11 protein-coding genes, 1 pseudogene and 1 riboswitch are annotated in these 15,994 nt (G+C 60.7%); of the genes and pseudogenes, 8 read left to right on the forward strand and 4 right to left on the reverse strand.

Going from position 1 to position 15,994, the window contains the following annotated elements; all coding sequences use genetic code 11:
- Positions 1–13 precede the first annotated feature (13 nt).
- Positions 14–1,357: pseudogene (locus HX823_RS32290) on the reverse strand (HAMP domain-containing protein); the annotation flags it as partial.
- A gap of 178 nt (positions 1,358–1,535) precedes the next feature.
- Here HX823_RS32290 and HX823_RS10040 point away from each other — a divergent pair.
- The gene (locus tag HX823_RS10040) at positions 1,536–2,354 is read left to right on the forward strand and encodes a M48 family metallopeptidase (protein ID WP_038849881.1); all 819 of its coding nucleotides are present in this window, start codon (positions 1,536–1,538) and stop codon (positions 2,352–2,354) included.
- Positions 2,355–2,401: 47 nt separating this feature from the next.
- On the opposite strand, the gene HX823_RS10045 is transcribed toward HX823_RS10040, so the two are convergent.
- The 3 genes from HX823_RS10045 to HX823_RS10055 form a co-directional block, all read right to left on the reverse strand.
- A complete protein-coding gene (locus tag HX823_RS10045; protein ID WP_016978300.1) occupies positions 2,402–2,986 on the reverse strand; it encodes a TMEM165/GDT1 family protein in 585 nt (194 codons plus the stop codon).
- A gap of 89 nt (positions 2,987–3,075) precedes the next feature.
- A riboswitch (yybP-ykoY riboswitch) is annotated at positions 3,076–3,195 on the reverse strand.
- Between the two features lie 51 nt (positions 3,196–3,246).
- Positions 3,247–4,245, reverse strand: coding sequence for a class I SAM-dependent methyltransferase (locus HX823_RS10050; protein ID WP_177074781.1), 999 nt, complete (start codon positions 4,243–4,245; stop codon positions 3,247–3,249).
- Positions 4,246–4,275: 30 nt separating this feature from the next.
- On the reverse strand, positions 4,276–5,241 hold the full coding sequence (locus HX823_RS10055) for a 2-hydroxyacid dehydrogenase (protein ID WP_177074782.1): 966 nt from the start codon (positions 5,239–5,241) through the stop codon (positions 4,276–4,278).
- A gap of 85 nt (positions 5,242–5,326) precedes the next feature.
- Here HX823_RS10055 and HX823_RS10060 point away from each other — a divergent pair, with 85 nt between their 5' ends.
- The 7 genes from HX823_RS10060 (at position 5,327) to HX823_RS10090 (ending at position 15,993) form a co-directional block, all read left to right on the forward strand.
- Positions 5,327–5,959, forward strand: coding sequence for a LysE family translocator (locus HX823_RS10060; RefSeq protein ID WP_010213066.1), 633 nt, complete (start codon positions 5,327–5,329; stop codon positions 5,957–5,959).
- A gap of 131 nt (positions 5,960–6,090) precedes the next feature.
- Entirely contained in the window at positions 6,091–7,773 is a 1,683-nt protein-coding gene (locus HX823_RS10065; protein ID WP_177074783.1) for a fatty acid--CoA ligase, read from the forward strand.
- A gap of 331 nt (positions 7,774–8,104) precedes the next feature.
- Positions 8,105–9,973, forward strand: a complete 1,869-nt coding sequence (locus HX823_RS10070; RefSeq protein WP_038849886.1) for a DUF1302 domain-containing protein — start codon at positions 8,105–8,107, stop codon at positions 9,971–9,973.
- A gap of 43 nt (positions 9,974–10,016) precedes the next feature.
- Complete coding sequence (locus HX823_RS10075; protein WP_177074784.1) at positions 10,017–11,381, forward strand: DUF1329 domain-containing protein; 1,365 nt, start codon at positions 10,017–10,019, stop codon at positions 11,379–11,381.
- Positions 11,382–11,567: 186 nt separating this feature from the next.
- On the forward strand, positions 11,568–14,297 hold the full coding sequence (locus tag HX823_RS10080) for a LuxR C-terminal-related transcriptional regulator (protein WP_177074785.1): 2,730 nt from the start codon (positions 11,568–11,570) through the stop codon (positions 14,295–14,297).
- A gap of 85 nt (positions 14,298–14,382) precedes the next feature.
- Positions 14,383–15,027, forward strand: coding sequence for an MBL fold metallo-hydrolase (locus HX823_RS10085; protein WP_177074786.1), 645 nt, complete (start codon positions 14,383–14,385; stop codon positions 15,025–15,027).
- Between the two features lie 192 nt (positions 15,028–15,219).
- Positions 15,220–15,993: an OmpA family protein gene (locus tag HX823_RS10090; protein ID WP_177074787.1), complete on the forward strand. Its 774-nt coding sequence runs from the start codon at positions 15,220–15,222 to the stop codon at positions 15,991–15,993.
- The last annotated feature ends 1 nt before the right edge of the window (position 15,994 follow it).

The raw sequence follows: 15,994 nt of genomic DNA on the forward strand, positions 1-15,994 counted from the left end.
CCTGCAGCTTGATCAAAAAGGTATTGAAGCCGCTGGCGATCGCGCCCAGTTCATCGGCACGGTCACTGGTCAGGCGCCGCGTCAGGTCACCTTCGCCCTGGGCGATATCATTGAGCATCGCGACCATTTGCTTGAGCGGACGGGCAATGCCGTGGCCGACCAGCCAGATCACCAGCAAACCAATACCCGCGATCAGCAGACCGGCGATGGTCATGCCGAAAATGTCGGTCTTGCGCTGGGCTTCCAGGTCGCTTTGCAGCTTCTGCGAATCAGCCATCACGGCGCTGAGCGGTAGTTGCAGCATCAGCGTCCAGCGCGCGTCGGCCTGGCCGATATTGAACGGCAGGAACAGTTCGATGTGCCCGTGTTCCTTGTCGATGTCGTAGCGCACTTCGCCGACTTTCAACTGGTCGAGGTTGGCCAGTTCATTGCTGTCGAGCAGGTCGCTGGCCTTTTCGCCGAGCTTGCTGGCGTCCTTGGTGTAGGCCACCAGGCGACCGTTGCTGGAGATCAGCGCCAGTTCACCCGCGCCGTTGTAGAGTTTTTGGTCGGCGCTGGTGAGCATATCCTGGATGAAGTTCACCGACAGGTCGGCACCGACAATACCTTGGAACGCGCCGTCGATCATGATCGGCTCGATGAACGAAGCCAGCATCACCATCGCGTTGCCCACCTTATAAGGGGCAGGGTCGATGGCGCAGGCCTTTTTGTTTTCCTTTGAGCACAGGTAGTACTCACTGGCGCGTACGCCGGTGGAGAGGATGTTCTGGTCGTTGACGTCGGCAAGCTTGTCCAGGCCTAGGCTGCCATCGGCGTTGCGATACCACCACGGCAGGAAGCGGCCGTCGGCGGCCATGCCGACAATGGGGCTGTTCACATAGGCCGCGTCGTTATGATCGATCGCGTTGGGCTCCCAGCCAATGTAGGCGCCGAGGATCTTCGGGTTGCGCACCACGGTTTCATGCAGCAGGTTGATCAATTGCTCTCGGCCGACTTGCAGGGCCGGCTCGCCCCTGGCGTCTTTCATGCCGAGCAGGGCGTTGGCGGTGGCCAGGCTCTTCGCGGTCACCAGCGGTGCTTCGAGTTCGCGCTGGATCAGGGTGGCCTGGGTCTGGGCCAGGGCGGTCAGGCGCTGCTCGATGATCTGTTCAAACTGCACTTGGGTGCGATCCTGCACCATCTCTTGGGTCCGCGCTCCGGCAAACAAGGCGTACAGCACCAGCACTGCGACCACGCTCAGGACAATCGCCCCGGCCAGTGCCGCGACGGAAAATTGGATCGACTTGAATTTCATGAAGGCTCCGGGCACAGGGGAGAGAATCCGCCTTTTTGTATCGGCCACGGGCGCGCAGGGCATTAGGGGTTGTCCTACAAAAATGTTTGGGGTGTCGCAAATGGAATGCCCGCCGCCGTTGTGGGTGCGGTGGGATGTATCCGAAAATCAGCGGTTACACGTCTGGTGTATCTGGCGTCGATACAAACGAGCGCCTACGATACGCGCCATGTTTTAAGGGCGTTTTTTCAGGGAGAGGTTCATGAAGAAGTCATTGGCAGTTAGCGGCCTGGTTGCAGCGATGCTGCTGGCCGGGTGTCAGTCGGTCAACACCACCAGCGGCGGCGCCGTTGGGGTTGAGCGCAAGCAGTACATGTTCAGCATGCTGTCGAGCCAGGAAGTCGACCAGATGTATGCCCAGTCCTACCAGCAGACGTTGGGCGAAGCCAATAGCAAGGGCCAGGTGGACAAGACCAGCGCCAACGCCAAGCGCGTGCAGGCCATCGCCAACCGCTTGATCGCCCAGGCGCCGACCTTCCGTGCGGATGCCGCGCAATGGAAGTGGGAAGTGAACCTGATCAAGAGCGACGAGATGAACGCCAACTGCGGGCCTGGCGGCAAGATCTTCGTGTACAGCGCCTTGATCGATAACCTCAAGCTCACCGATGACGAACTGGCCGCCGTGATGGGCCATGAAATCGCCCACGCCTTGCGTGAACACGGCCGTGAAGCCATGTCCAAGGCCTACGGTATCGAGATGGCCAAGCAGGGCGCCGGTGCCTTGTTCGGCCTCGGCCAGGACAGCCTGGCATTGGCCGATACCGTGGCCAACTACGGCATGACCTTGCCCAACAGCCGCAGCAATGAAAACGAAGCGGATCTGATCGGCCTGGAGCTGTCGGCCCGTGCCGGCTACAACCCGAACGCTGCCATCACCTTGTGGAACAAAATGGCTAAAGCCTCGGAAGGTGCGCCGCCGGAGTTCATGAGTACTCACCCGGCGTCCGACAGCCGAATCGCCTCGTTGCAGGCGGCGATTCCGAAGGTGATGCCGCTGTACCAGCAGGCCAAAAAATCCTGATACGAAAGGTATGGTGAAGATCCAAATGTGGGAGCGGGCTTGCAGCCTTAGATCCAACCGCTGCTCTGCATGGCCTTGTAAACCGCCACAATCGCCAGGATGAAGAACGCCGACGCCGCCAGTCGACGAATCAGCGTCAACGGCAGTTTCTCCGCCGCAAAATTCCCCGCCAAGACCACCGGCACGTTGGCAATCAGCATGCCCAGGGTCGTCCCGATAATCACCAGCCACAACTCCGGGTACTGCGCCGCCAGCATCACCGTGGCGATCTGCGTCTTGTCACCGATTTCCGCGAGGAAGAACGCGATCAGCGTGGTCAGGAACGGACCGAATTTGCGCGTGGTGCTGGCTTCGTCATCGTCGAGTTTGTCTGGCACCAGGGTCCACAAGGCCGTGGCGCAGAAGCTCGCCGCCAGGATCCAGTGCAACACCGCATCCGAGAAGAAACTGCCGAACCAGGCCCCCACGGCACCGGCCGCCGCATGATTGGCCAGGGTCGCGGCGACGATGCCGGCGATGATCGGCCAGGGTTTGCGAAAGCGTGCGGCAAGGATGAGCGCGAGCAGTTGCGTCTTGTCGCCGATTTCGGCCAAGGCAACGATTGCGGTAGGAACGAGTAGTGAATCCAGCATCAGGTAGGTTTCCAGGGGCGGGTCGACACGGCTATGACACGTACAGCCTTCCCGCCCCGGGTAAGGTGTGCGTGTCATAGGTCTTGTCAAACCCCGGTCCGTCTGTGCGGACTCCTGGGTCGCATACGCCATGGTCTGCTGACCAAGTATGTTGACGTATGCCGGACGAGCGTGGCGCTCGTGGGAGACTACTCCCCTAGGACGGAGCGGATTCTGCCTAGGCAAAATCCATTCGGCAAGCCTTCTTTTTCAAACGCCCGTCAGCCGCGCTTGGCGCGGTAGATGCGAAAACCATTGCCTTCGGCCTTGATTGCGCACACGCCCAGGTGCTCTTCGATCAGCGGCTGGTACTTGAGGAAGCTGTTGGCGACCAGGCGAAGTTCGCCACCTTTTGCCAGGTGTTTCGCCGCTTTTCGCAGCAGGTTTTCAGTGGCGAAATAATCGGTGTGCACGCCGACATGGAACGGCGGGTTGCTCAAAATCGCGTTCAAACCCATGGGTGCCGCGTCGATGCCGTCGCCAGTCAGCACGTCGGCTTCCAGACCATTGGCGGCCAGGGTCAAGCGACTGCTGGCGGCGGCGAAGGCATCCACGTCGAGCATCGTCACCGTGTTGTGCGGGTAGCGACGTTTGACCGCAGCCCCCAGCACGCCGGCGCCACAACCGAAGTCCAGCAGATGGCCGCTGGGCAGTTTGTCCAAGTGCTCCAGCAACAACTCGGTGCCACGATCCAGGCGCCCGTGGCTGAATACGCCTGGCAGGCTCACCACTTTGAGCGGGCCCTCGGCCAGCGGCACGTCGAAGACCTGCGCGAGGCTCTCCAGCTCGACCGCCTGCGGGGCGTTGGCCACGGTGATCTGCCACAGCTGGCAATGCCGCGCGCTGTCGAGCTTGCGCGGTTTGCCGAAGGGGGTCAGCTGCTTGGCGGCGCTTTCGATTCCGGCTTTTTTCTCGCCGACCAAAAACAGCTCGGCGCCGGGCAAGCGCGAGGCCACGGCGTTGAGCAGGTAGTCGGTGAGGTCCTTGGATTTGGGCAGGAAGATCACCGCCGTATCAAACGCCCGGTCAGGCACGTTCACGCCGAACTGGCTGCGCTCGGGGAAACGTGCGTCGAGTGCCGCCTGATCGCCGGCATGCCAGCACCAGCCGTGGGCATTGGGCAGGCGACCCAGCAGGTCGTCGGCAGGCAACCCTACCAGCAGCAGGTTGCCTTGAAAAAGTTCGGCCTGACGAAGCAGTACTTCACTGCGCGGATCCATGGTCTGCTCCTTGAAAAGGGGCGCAGTTTATCAACTGACGACGCGCAGCGGGGCGCCGTTGAAAAAGCCCAGGGCGTTTTCCGCCAGTTGGCCGACGATGCGCTGGCGCGCTTCGCGACTGCCCCAGGCGTTGTGCGGGGTGACGATCAGTCGAGGGATGTCACCGGCCAACAGTGGGTTGCCATTCACCGGCGGTTCCACGCTCAGGACATCGGTGGCCGCGCCGCCCAGATGGCCGCTGCGCAAGGCGTCCGCCAGGGCCTGCTCGTTGATCAAGCCACCACGCGCGGTGTTGACCACAAACGCGCCAGGTTTAAGCAGTGCCAATTCACGGGCGCCGATAAAGTCGCGGGTGTGTTCGTTGAGTGGGCAGTGCAGGGTGAGTGCGTCCACCTGCGCCAGCAGTTCATCCAGCGGCACGCGGTCGGCCCGCGCTGGCCGGCCTGGAATAGCGCCGAGCACAACACGCATGCCGAACGCTTCAGCCAGTCGCGCGACGGCGCCGCCCAATTCACCGTGGCCGAGCAGGCCGAGGGTCTTGCCTTCCAGCTCCACAATCGGGTGGTCCAGCAGGCAGAACTGCTTGGCCTCCTGCCACTTGCCGGCGCTGACGTCCCGTTGATAATCCTTCAAGCGCGTCGCCAGGTTGAGCAACAGCATGATCGTGTGCTGCGCCACCGACGGCGTGCCGTAGCCCTGGCAGTTGCTCACGGTGATGCCGTGGGCGCGGGCGGCGTCGAGGTCGACGTTGTTGGTGCCGGTGGCCGACACCAGGATCAGCTTGAGTTCCGGGCAAGCCGCCAGGGTTTCGGTACTGAGCGCGATCTTGTTGCTGATGACCACGTGGGCGCCTTGCACGCGTTCGATCACGTTCTGCGGCGTGGTGCCGGTAAACAACTGCAACTCGCTGAAGCTGTCTCGCAGCTCGCTGAGGTCGAGGTCCCCCAGGTCCAGGGACGGGTGATCAAGAAAGACGGCGCGGCGATTGTTCGTCATCAACTGTACCTTTTGCGACAGGGTTCGAAGGCGTAATCTCCCGAGCCTATCAGATGAAATAATCAGTTACTTAATTGGAGTGAGCATGTACGCCGCCGAATTTTTGACCGTAGCCTTGATTCACTTATTGGCGGTGGCCAGCCCCGGCCCGGATTTCGCGGTGGTGGTACGTGAAAGTGTGACCCACGGCCGTCGCGCCGGCACCTGGACTGCGCTGGGCGTCGGTTCGGCGATTTTCCTGCACGTGGGTTATTCGTTGCTCGGTATCGGCTTGATCGTGTCCCAGTCCATCGTGTTGTTCAACGCGCTGAAATGGGCGGCCGCCGCCTACCTGCTGTACATCGGCTTCAAAGCCCTGCGCGCCCAGCCGGCCAAACCTGCCGCCGAAGGCGAGTTGCACCGCGAAGCGGGCGAGCGCACCCCGCGTGGCGCATTCACCGCTGGTTTCGTGACCAATGGCTTGAACCCCAAGGCCACGCTGTTTTTCCTGTCATTGTTCACCGTGGTGATCAACCCCCACACACCGCTGGCGATCCAGGCCGGTTACGGCGTGTACCTGGCGGTAGCGACGGCGCTGTGGTTCTGCCTGGTGGCGATGTTGTTCAGCCAACAGCGCGTGCGCGCCGGGTTTGCGCGGATGGGGCACTGGTTTGATCGGACCATGGGCGCGGTGTTGATTGCGATTGGGGTCAAGCTGGCCTTCACCAGCATGAAGTAAGCTGGATGCTGGCGCAAAGCTAGCATTCATTGGGGTCTGCAAATCATTCCTTTGGCTGATTTGGCTGAAACATATGCGCTCTACAGTGCAGTTCTTTCAGCCAAGACCGTGCAGTCATAAAAGGGATTCGTATGTTGCAGACCCGCGTCATTCCGCCCGCCAAAGGTGCGTACCAATACCCGCTGTTGATCAAACGCCTGTTGATGTCCGGCACCCGCTATGAAAAGACCCGGGAAATCGTCTACCGCGACAAACTGCGCTACACCTACCCCACCCTGATCGAGCGCGTTGCGCGCCTGGCCAATGTGCTGACTGAAGCGGGCGTGAAAGCCGGTGATACCGTGGCGGTGATGGACTGGGACAGCCATCGTTACCTGGAATGCATGTTTGCCATCCCGATGATTGGTGCGGTGATCCACACCATTAACGTGCGCCTGTCGCCGGAACAGATCCTCTACACCATGAACCACGCGGAGGACCGCTTCGTGCTGGTCAACAGTGAGTTCGTGGGGCTTTACCAGGCGATTGCCGGGCAGCTGACCACGGTCGACAAGACCCTGCTGTTCACCGACGGTGAGTCCAAGACCGCCGAACTGCCCAACTTGGTGGGCGAGTACGAAACCCTGCTGGCCGCCGCCAGCCCGAAGTACGACTTCCAGGATTTCGACGAGCACTCCGTCGCCACCACCTTCTACACCACCGGCACCACCGGCAACCCCAAGGGCGTGTATTTCACCCACCGCCAGTTGGTGCTGCACACCATGGGCGTGGCGACCATCATGGGCAGCGTCGACAGCGTGCGGTTGCTGGGCACCAATGACGTGTACATGCCGATCACGCCGATGTTCCATGTGCATGCGTGGGGCTTGCCGTACGTGGCGACCATGTTGGGCCTGAAGCAGGTCTATCCCGGCCGTTACGACCCGGAGTACCTGGTGGAGCTGTGGCGCAAGGAAAAGGTCACCTTCTCCCACTGCGTACCGACCATCCTGCAAATGGTGCTCAATGCCAAGGCGGCCCAGGACGTGGATTTCGGTGGCTGGAAAATCGTCATCGGCGGCAGTGCGCTTAACCGTTCGCTGTACGAAGCGTCCAAGGCCCGTGGCATTCAGTTGACCGCCGCCTACGGCATGTCCGAGACCGGGCCATTGGTGTCCTGCGCCCACCTCAACGAAGAACTGATGGCTGGCAGCGAGGATGAGCGCACCACTTACCGCATCAAGGCTGGCGTGCCCGGGCCGTTGGTGGAGGCCGCGATCATTGATGGCGACGGCAACTTCCTGCCGGCCGACGGTGAGTCCCAAGGTGAGCTGGTGCTGCGCGCGCCATGGCTCAGCGAAGGCTATTTCAACGAGCCGCAAAAAGGCGCCGAGCTGTGGGAAGGCGGCTGGATGCACACCGGCGACGTCGCCACGCTGGACGCTTTTGGCGTGATCGACATCCGCGACCGCATCAAGGATGTGATCAAGACCGGTGGCGAGTGGGTCTCCTCCCTGGCCCTCGAAGACTTGGTCAGCCGTCACCCGGCGGTACGCGAAGTAGCGGTGGTGGGCATCGCCGATCCGCAGTGGGGCGAGCGTCCGTTTGCGTTGCTGGTGGTGCGTGATGGCCATGTGATAGGGGCCCGCGAGCTCAAGGAACACCTCAAGCCGTTCGTGGAACTGGGCCACTTGAGCAAGTGGGCGATTCCGAGCCAGATCGCCGTTGTTACTGAAATTCCCAAGACCAGTGTTGGCAAGCTCGACAAAAAACGTATCCGCATCGACATCATCGAATGGCAGGCCAATAACAGCACCTTCCTGTCCACCCTCTGACGCCTCTCGCCGTGCCCGTTCGGGCACGGCAATGCTCTATCTGGCACCTTTACTTGTGATTTGCCGATTTTCAGCCATCCTTGCCGCGTCGGCTTCCGCCGACGTGGCGAAAGGGTCGTGGCAGACGGGTCGGTGATGCAAATCACACTTTAGAGGGATCAAGCACTACCCCCTGCTGGCTATAGTCCCTTCCAGAGTTTTTCAAGGATGTTCCGCTTCGGGCCATGGGGGCTCGGCTGCCGAGCGGCATTGGAATCGTTGTATTCCGGCCGTTACACGCATCACAGAAAGAACTCACTGCCATAACAATAATGCACATGGAGTAGCGTCGATGACCTCAGTAAACCAGTTCTGGCGCCGGGCAAGACTGCCCCTGGCCGTCAGTCTCGCTTCTACGCTCGCCGGGCCCGCATTCGGCGTCAGTTTCAACATTGGTGAAATCGAAGGGAGTTTTGACTCGTCGCTTTCCGTGGGTGCCAGTTGGTCGACAGCCAAGCCCAATCAGGATCTGATCGGCGCCAACAATGGTGGCAATGGTCTGTCCCAGACCTCCGATGACGGCCACCTGAACTTCAAGCGTGGCGAGACGTTCTCGAAAATCTTCAAGGGCATCCATGATCTGGAGCTGAAATACGGCGACACCGGCGTATTTGTGCGTGGCAAGTACTGGTATGACTTCGAACTCAAGGATGAAAGTCGTGAGTTCAAGGACATCAGCGACAACAACCGTAAGGAGGGCGCCAAGTCCTCGGGTGGACAAATTCTCGACGCGTTCATCTACCACAACTACGCAATTGCCGACCAACCCGGCAGCGTACGATTCGGCAAGCAGGTGGTGAGTTGGGGCGAAAGTACCTTCATCGGTGGCGGCATCAACTCAATCAACCCGATCGACGTGTCGGCATTCCGTCGTCCGGGGGCTGAAGTCAAGGAAGGCTTGATTCCGGTCAATATGTTCTATGTGTCGCAGACGCTGACCGATAACTTGTCGGCGGAAGCGTTCTATCAGCTGGAATGGGACCAGACGGTTACCGATAACTGCGGTACGTTCTTCTCGCAACCGGACATCGTGTCTGATGGCTGTAAGGACAACCTTCGCGTGCTGAACAGCCGCCGTACACTACCGGCCGCACTTAACCCAGGATTGGCGGCTGCGGGTGTGGACGTCAACAACGAGGGCGTGCTGGTTCGTCGTGGGCCGGACCGTGATGCGCGCGACAGTGGCCAATTCGGCGTTGCGTTCCATTACAACTTCGAGCCGTTGGACACAGAGTTCGGCGCCTACTTCATGAACTATCACAGCCGTGCGCCGATTTTCAGTGCTCAGGGTGCTCCGCAATCGGCCTACACCGGTCCTACGCCTGGGCTGCCGCCACAGTTGCGCCCATTGGTTGTCGCGGGTAACTCCAATTACTTCATCGAGTACCCAGAAGACATTCGGCTCTATGGCTTGAGCTTTTCCACCACATTGCCAACCGGCACCGCGTGGAGTGGTGAGTTGAGCTACCGTCCAAACGCGCCGGTACAGCTGAACTCTACCGATATCCTTTTTGCTGGCGTCAAGCCGATTGGCGGGCCGGTATTGGGCAATGCATCGTTGCTCAATGGCAGCCCAGGCCAAGACCTGCATGGTTATCGTCGTAAGGAAATCACCCAGTTCCAAACCACCTTTACTCACTTCTTCGACCAAGTGATGGGCGCGAGCCGCTTGACGCTGGTAGGTGAAGTGGGTGTTACCCATGTGGGTGGCCTGGAAAGCAAGTCGGACGTGCGTTACGGTCGTGACCCGGTCTTCGGTCCTGGCTCGCTTCCGAACAATGCCTGTGCAGCGCTCAACTTCTCTACCGCTCAAGGCGCTGGCTTGGGTAGCGCGAACGGCCTGAACACCAACTGCAACAATGATGGTTTCACCACCGCCACTTCGTGGGGCTATCGCGGTCGGGCCATCTGGGAATACCCGGATGTCTTCGCGGGTGTGAACCTCAAGCCGAACGTGGCCTGGTCCCATGACGTCAAGGGTTACTCCCCTGGCCCAGGCGCCAACTTCGAAGAGGGTCGCAAGGCCGTCAGCCTGGGTCTGGATGCCGAATACCAGAACACCTACACCGCCAGCCTGAACTACACCAACTTCTTCGGTGGCGATTTCACTACGGTGAATGACCGAGACTTTGTTGCGCTCAGCCTTGGCGTGAACTTCTAAGCACACTCTTTTTAGATGCATGTATTTTCAGGAAGACCAGAGCATGAAAATAACTAAAAGTCTGTTGCACGTGGGTGTGCTTGGACTGTCGATCCTGGCGAGCAACGTCATGGCGGCAGTGTCGGCGGATGAAGCCGCCAAGCTGGGCACGACCCTGACACCGATGGGCGCCGAAATGGCCGGTAACGCTGCGGGCACCATTCCTAAATGGTCGCCGCTGCCCACCAACGCAGGCGCCGTTGACGCCCGTGGATTCCTGGCCAACCCGTACGCCAGTGAACAACCGCAATTCACCATCACCGCGGCGAACGTCGAGCAGTACAAGGACAAGCTGGCGCCGGGGCAGTACGCGATGTTCAAGCGCTACCCGGAAACCTTCAAGATGCCGGTCTACCCGACCCATCGCGGTGCCACCGTGCCGGCGGAGGTGTTTGCGTCCATCAAGAAAAACGCCACCACCACCAACCTGGTGTCTGGCGGCAACGGCCTGGAAAACTTCGAAACCGCGGTGCCGTTCCCGATCCCGAAAAGCGGTGTTGAGGTGATCTGGAACCACATCACCCGCTATCGCGGCGGCAGCGTAACCCGTCTGGTAACCCAGGCTACGCCGCAAACCAACGGCTCCTACAGCTTGGTGTACTTCCGCGACCAGTTCGTGTTCCGCGACAAGATGAAGGACTACGACCCGAAAAATCCAGGCAACGTGCTGTTCTACTTCAAGCAGCAAGTGACCGCGCCAGCACGTCTGGCCGGTGGTGTGCTGCTGGTGCACGAAACCCTGGACCAGGTGAAGGAGCCGCGTTCGGCCTGGGTCTACAACGCCGGCCAGCGCCGTGTGCGCCGGGCGCCGCAAGTGTCCTATGACGGGCCAGGCACCGCAGCCGACGGCCTGCGTACCTCCGACAACCTCGACATGTACAACGGTGCACCGGATCGCTACGACTGGAAGCTGGACGGCAAGAAAGAAATCTACATCGCCTCCAACAGCTACAAGATCGACGATCCGAAGCTCAAGTACGCCGACATCATCAAGGCCGGCCACATCAACCAGGACCTGACCCGCTACGAGTTGCGTCGCGTCTGGCACGTGGTCGCCACCTTGAAGGAAGGCCAGCGCCACATCTATGCCAAGCGTGACTTCTTCATCGACGAAGACACTTGGCAAGCAGCGGTCATCGACCACTACGACGGTCGTGGCCAACTGTGGCGCGTGGCGGAAGCCCATGCCGAGAACTACTACGACAAGCAAGTGCCGTGGTACGCCCTGGAAACCCTCTACGACCTGCAGTCCGGCCGTTACCTGGCGCTGGGCATGAAGAACGAAGAGAAGCAGGCGTATGACTTTGGCTTCACCGCCACCACCAGCGACTTCACCCCGGCGGCCCTGCGCCAGGATGGTGTTCGCTAACGTGCGTTAACCGAGGCCGCATCCTCGCAAAGAAGCCCCGACCGGTTCGGGGCTTTTTTGTGCGCGTATTTTTTTGTCGCAGTTCTTTTTCAGTCATTTGTAGCAAAGATCTACAAACCGGCGGCTTTTACCGCTAGTCTGCGGACATCTGCAATGCCGACAACAGCCTTCTACAAGAGCCCGGCGATGACTGATCTGTCCCGAATCCAAGGGCCTGCCAGTGCGGTAATCCCGACCCTGGAAGGTCGCTTCTACAGGCCACCGCTGCCTGACGGCTATGTGCTGCGCCCGCGCCTGTGCGAACGTCTGAGCGCCGGGCTGGAAGGGCGGCTGTTACTGGTCAGCGCACCGGCAGGTTTCGGCAAGAGTTCGTTGGCGGTGGAGTTCTGCCAGAGCTTGCCGGCCCATTGGCAAAGCCTGTGGCTGGGCCTCAGCCCACGGGACAACGACCCTGGGCGTTTCCTCGAACGCCTGCTCGATGGCTTGCAGCAATTCTTCCCGCAACTCGGCGCCCAATCCCTGGGCTTGCTGAAAATGCGTCAGCGTCATCAACCCTTTGCCTTTGAAGAATGGCTCGATGGCCTGCTCGACGAGCTGGCGGTGCAGCTGTCCACCCGCACGCCGTTATTGCTGGTGCTGGATGATTACCATCTGGCCCAGGGGCCCGTGCTTGACCGTTGCCTGCAATTTTTCCTCAATCATTTGCCTGATGGCCTGGTGGTATTGGTCACTAGCCGTCAGCGGCCGGACTGGCATCTCGCGCGGCTGCGGTTGTCGCGTCACCTGCTGGAACTGCACGAACAGGATCTGCGCCTGACGCACGAGGAATCACTGGCCGTGCTGGATCGCCACAGCAGTTCCTTGCGCGGCGAAGCCCTCGACAACCTGATCCGCCGCAGCGAAGGCTGGGTCGCCGGCCTGCGTTTCTGGCTACTGGCCGCCTCCGAGGCTGGCAGCGACGGCGCCTTGCCGCAGAGCCTGCACGGCGGCGAGGGGCTGATCCGCGATTACCTGCTGGAAGAAGTCATCGACTGCCTTCCGGCCGACGTGCAGGCGTTTTTGTACGACACTGCGCCTCAGGACCGTTTTTGCAGCGAACTCTGCGACGCGGTGCGTGAAGCCCACGACAGCGCCGAAATCCTGCGTTACCTGCAGGCGCACCAAGTGTTCCTGGTGCCGCTGGACGACCAGGGGCATTGGTACCGTTATCACCATCTTTTTTCGGATTTGCTGCGCACGCGACGTGCCAGCAGCAACGTACTGCCGGCAGCCAGCCTGCACCTGCGCGCGTGTCGCTGGTTCAATGCCCAAGGCTTGATCGATGAAGCGGTAGAGCAGGCGTTGCGCGCCGGTCATCTGGATGTGGCTGCGAATCTGGTACAAAACCTTTCCGAAGAACAGCTGCTGGCCGAGCAGAACGTAGGCATGTTGCTGCGCTGGAAAATGGACTTGCCCGACAGCCTGCTGATCAGCACGCCGCGCTTGATCGTGCTCTACAGCTGGGCCTTGGGCCTGGCCTGTCAGCTGGATGCGGCGGAGGAACTGTCCAGCTATCTCAGTCGCTTCCTGCCGGCACCGTCGGCCACTGCGCAAAAATCGATGCTGGCCCAGTGGCTGGCGTTGAGCGGGATCATCGCCCGTGGCCGGGGCGATCGCGAACTGACCCAGCGCTATTGCAGCGAGGCGCTGGAAAGCTTGCCGCAACGGCGTTATGGCCAGCGGTTGATGTGCTTGTCGACCCTGTCCAACCTGGCCATTGTCGATGCCGACCTGTGGCGTGCACGTGGCTTGAATCGTGAATCCCTGGAACTGGCGCAGCGCGTCGGCAACCCCTTGTTCGAAGCCCTGGCCCATTACGACCGTGCGCGGGTGTTGCAGGCGCGCGGCGAAATCCTGCGTTCCCTGGATGAAGTGCGCCAGGGCCTGCAACGCCTGCACGGTCTGGCGCCGCAGCGCTTGTACGCGGTGCGTGCACGGTTATCGCTTTACGAGGGTTTTTTGTTGCTGGTGCGGCTCCAGCCCGAAGCGGGTCTTGCCCGCTTGCGTGCCGGTCTTGCTGAAGCCCGCGCGTGTCGCGATATCAGTGTGTTGATCGGCCATTGTGTGATTGCCAATTTCGAGGGGCGCCGTGGCGACTTCGCCAAAGCCTTCGCCGAACTGGCCGAGGCCGAGCGCCTGATGCATATCTGGGACGTGCCGCCGATCTACTACCTGGCAATGATCACCCTGATCAAGTGCGAGCTGTGGCTGGCCCAGGGCCGTACCGACCTGGCCGACGCCTGGTTGACGCGCCTGGGGCAAACCTACAATGGCGAACACGCCGCCGCGGCGCCGGAGTTCCACCCACACCTGCCGCAGCACATCGGGCTGCAACAGGCTGCGTTGGACGCGACTCGCCACCAACCTGCTGCAGCGTTGCAGCGCCTTGAAGAACTGGCGCAACAGGCGCACAACAGCGGGCGTCAGATGATCGCGCTGATGGCCCTGACCCAGCAGGTGCAACTGCTGCTGGAGGACGGCCAGGAGGCCAAGGCGCGTCCGGTATTTGCCCAGGCCCTTGAGGCCGGCATGGGTGGCGCGTTGCAACCCTTCCAGCGTTTGCTGGAGACTCATCCAGACTGGATGCGCGAGCAACTTGCCAAAGATCCCCATGGGCTGCTGAACCAGAGTCTGCTGGCGTTGTTGCCGTCGGTCGTGGTGGTGGAGGCTGTTTCAACCCATGAGACGTTGAGCGCGCGGGAGCTGGCGGTGCTGCAATTGATTGCTCAGGGGTGTTCCAACCAAGAGATCAGCAACCGGTTGTTTATCTCCCTGCACACGGTCAAGACGCACGCGAGCCACATCAACAGCAAGCTGGGTGTGGAGCGGCGTACCCAGGCGGTGGCTAGGGCTCAAGAGCTGAGGTTGATCGGCTAGGAGGGGCCCAGTCTGTTTTAATGGTGCAATTATTCTGGCGATATTTGCCCGGAATCGACATTTCACTTGCACGACAGGACCCTGAATGGAAACCGCCAAGCCGACCCTCATCCGCGAAACTTTTCCCGTCGGCCCGTTGCAATGCAACTGCACCATCATCGGCGACCCCATCAGCAAGAAGGCCATCGTGGTCGACCCTGGCGGTAATCATGAGCTGATCCTGGCGCGACTCGATGCCTTGGGCCTGAAGGTGGTGAGCATCATCCACACCCATGCCCATCTGGATCACTTCCTGGCGTCCGGCCAGTTGAAAGAGAAGACCGGCGCTACGTTGCACCTGCACAAAGAGGATCAATTCCTTTGGGACAATCTGGAAATGCAATGCCAGATGTTTCGCGTGCCCTACATCCCGGTGCCTTCGCCGGATCGCTGGCTGGAGCATGATGAGGAGTTGGCCTGCGGCTGTGGCGTGGCGTTGCACACCCCAGGTCATACGCCGGGGTCGATGAGCTTCTGGTTTGCCGATGCCAAGCTGCTGATTGCTGGCGATACGCTGTTTCGTCGAGGTGTGGGGCGTACGGACTTGTGGGGCGGCGACCAGGCGACCATCGTGCGTTCGATCAAGCAGCGCCTGTACACCCTGGACGAGGGCGCGACGGTGGTGACCGGTCATGGGCCGGATACCCGACTGGGCGATGAAATGCGTGAGAACCCTTTTGTGCGGGCGTAAAGGAATAATTTCCGGGAAGCACGCGTTCTATAACAGGCAAGCCTTGTCGCAAAAACTCAGGTCGTGTTCAGCGTGCGTCTGCTACGGTTTCTGTAGCCACGGAATTTTTACCGTTTGTCGCGTTCCAAACTCGGCACAGGTCCATTGCCAATGTCCTTTGCACCATAGAATGCAAAAGTAGGAGCTCCCTTCATGTTCACTTCGCGTCGTCTGCTTGTTGTCGCTACCGTCGTAGCCCTGTTGTCCGGCTGCGCATCACCTAACCCTTATGACGGCAGCAGCCAGGGACAGGCGAGTAATGAATCCGGCGGTATGAGCAAGACCGCCAAGTACGGTGGCCTGGGTGCCCTGGCCGGTGCATTGGCGGGTGCGGCTATCGACCACAACAACCGTGGCAAGGGCGCACTGATCGGCGCCGTCGTAGCGGGTGCCGGCGCTGCGGGTTACGGCTATTACGCCGACCAGCAGGAAAAGAAACTGCGTGAAAGCATGGCCAACACCGGTGTTGAAGTTCAGCGCCAGGGTGACCAGATCAAGCTGATCATGCCGGGCAACATCACCTTCGCGACCAACTCGGACGCGATCTCCAGCAGCTTCTACCAGCCGCTGAACAACCTGGCCAACTCGCTCAAGCAGTTCAACCAGAACACTATCCAGATCGTCGGCTACACCGACAGCACGGGTAGCCGCCAGTTGAACATGGACCTCTCCCAGCGTCGCGCCCAGAGCGTGGCCAACTACCTGACGTCCCAAGGCGTCAACGGCGCCAACCTGAGCGCCCGCGGTGCTGGCCCGGATAACCCGATTGCCAGCAACGCCGACGTCAACGGCCGTGCCCAGAACCGTCGCGTAGAAGTCAACCTCGGCCCGATCCCAGGCCAGCAGTATGGCCAGCCAAGTGCCCAGCAACAGGCGCCACAACAGAACAACCAGTTCCAGGGCAACCCGTACTCGCAGTACCAGTAAA

Origin of the sequence: Pseudomonas sp. P7759, assembly GCF_013386445.1 — a bacterium.
In the GTDB taxonomy this organism is placed as follows: Bacteria; Pseudomonadota; Gammaproteobacteria; order Pseudomonadales; family Pseudomonadaceae; genus Aquipseudomonas; species Aquipseudomonas azotoformans_A.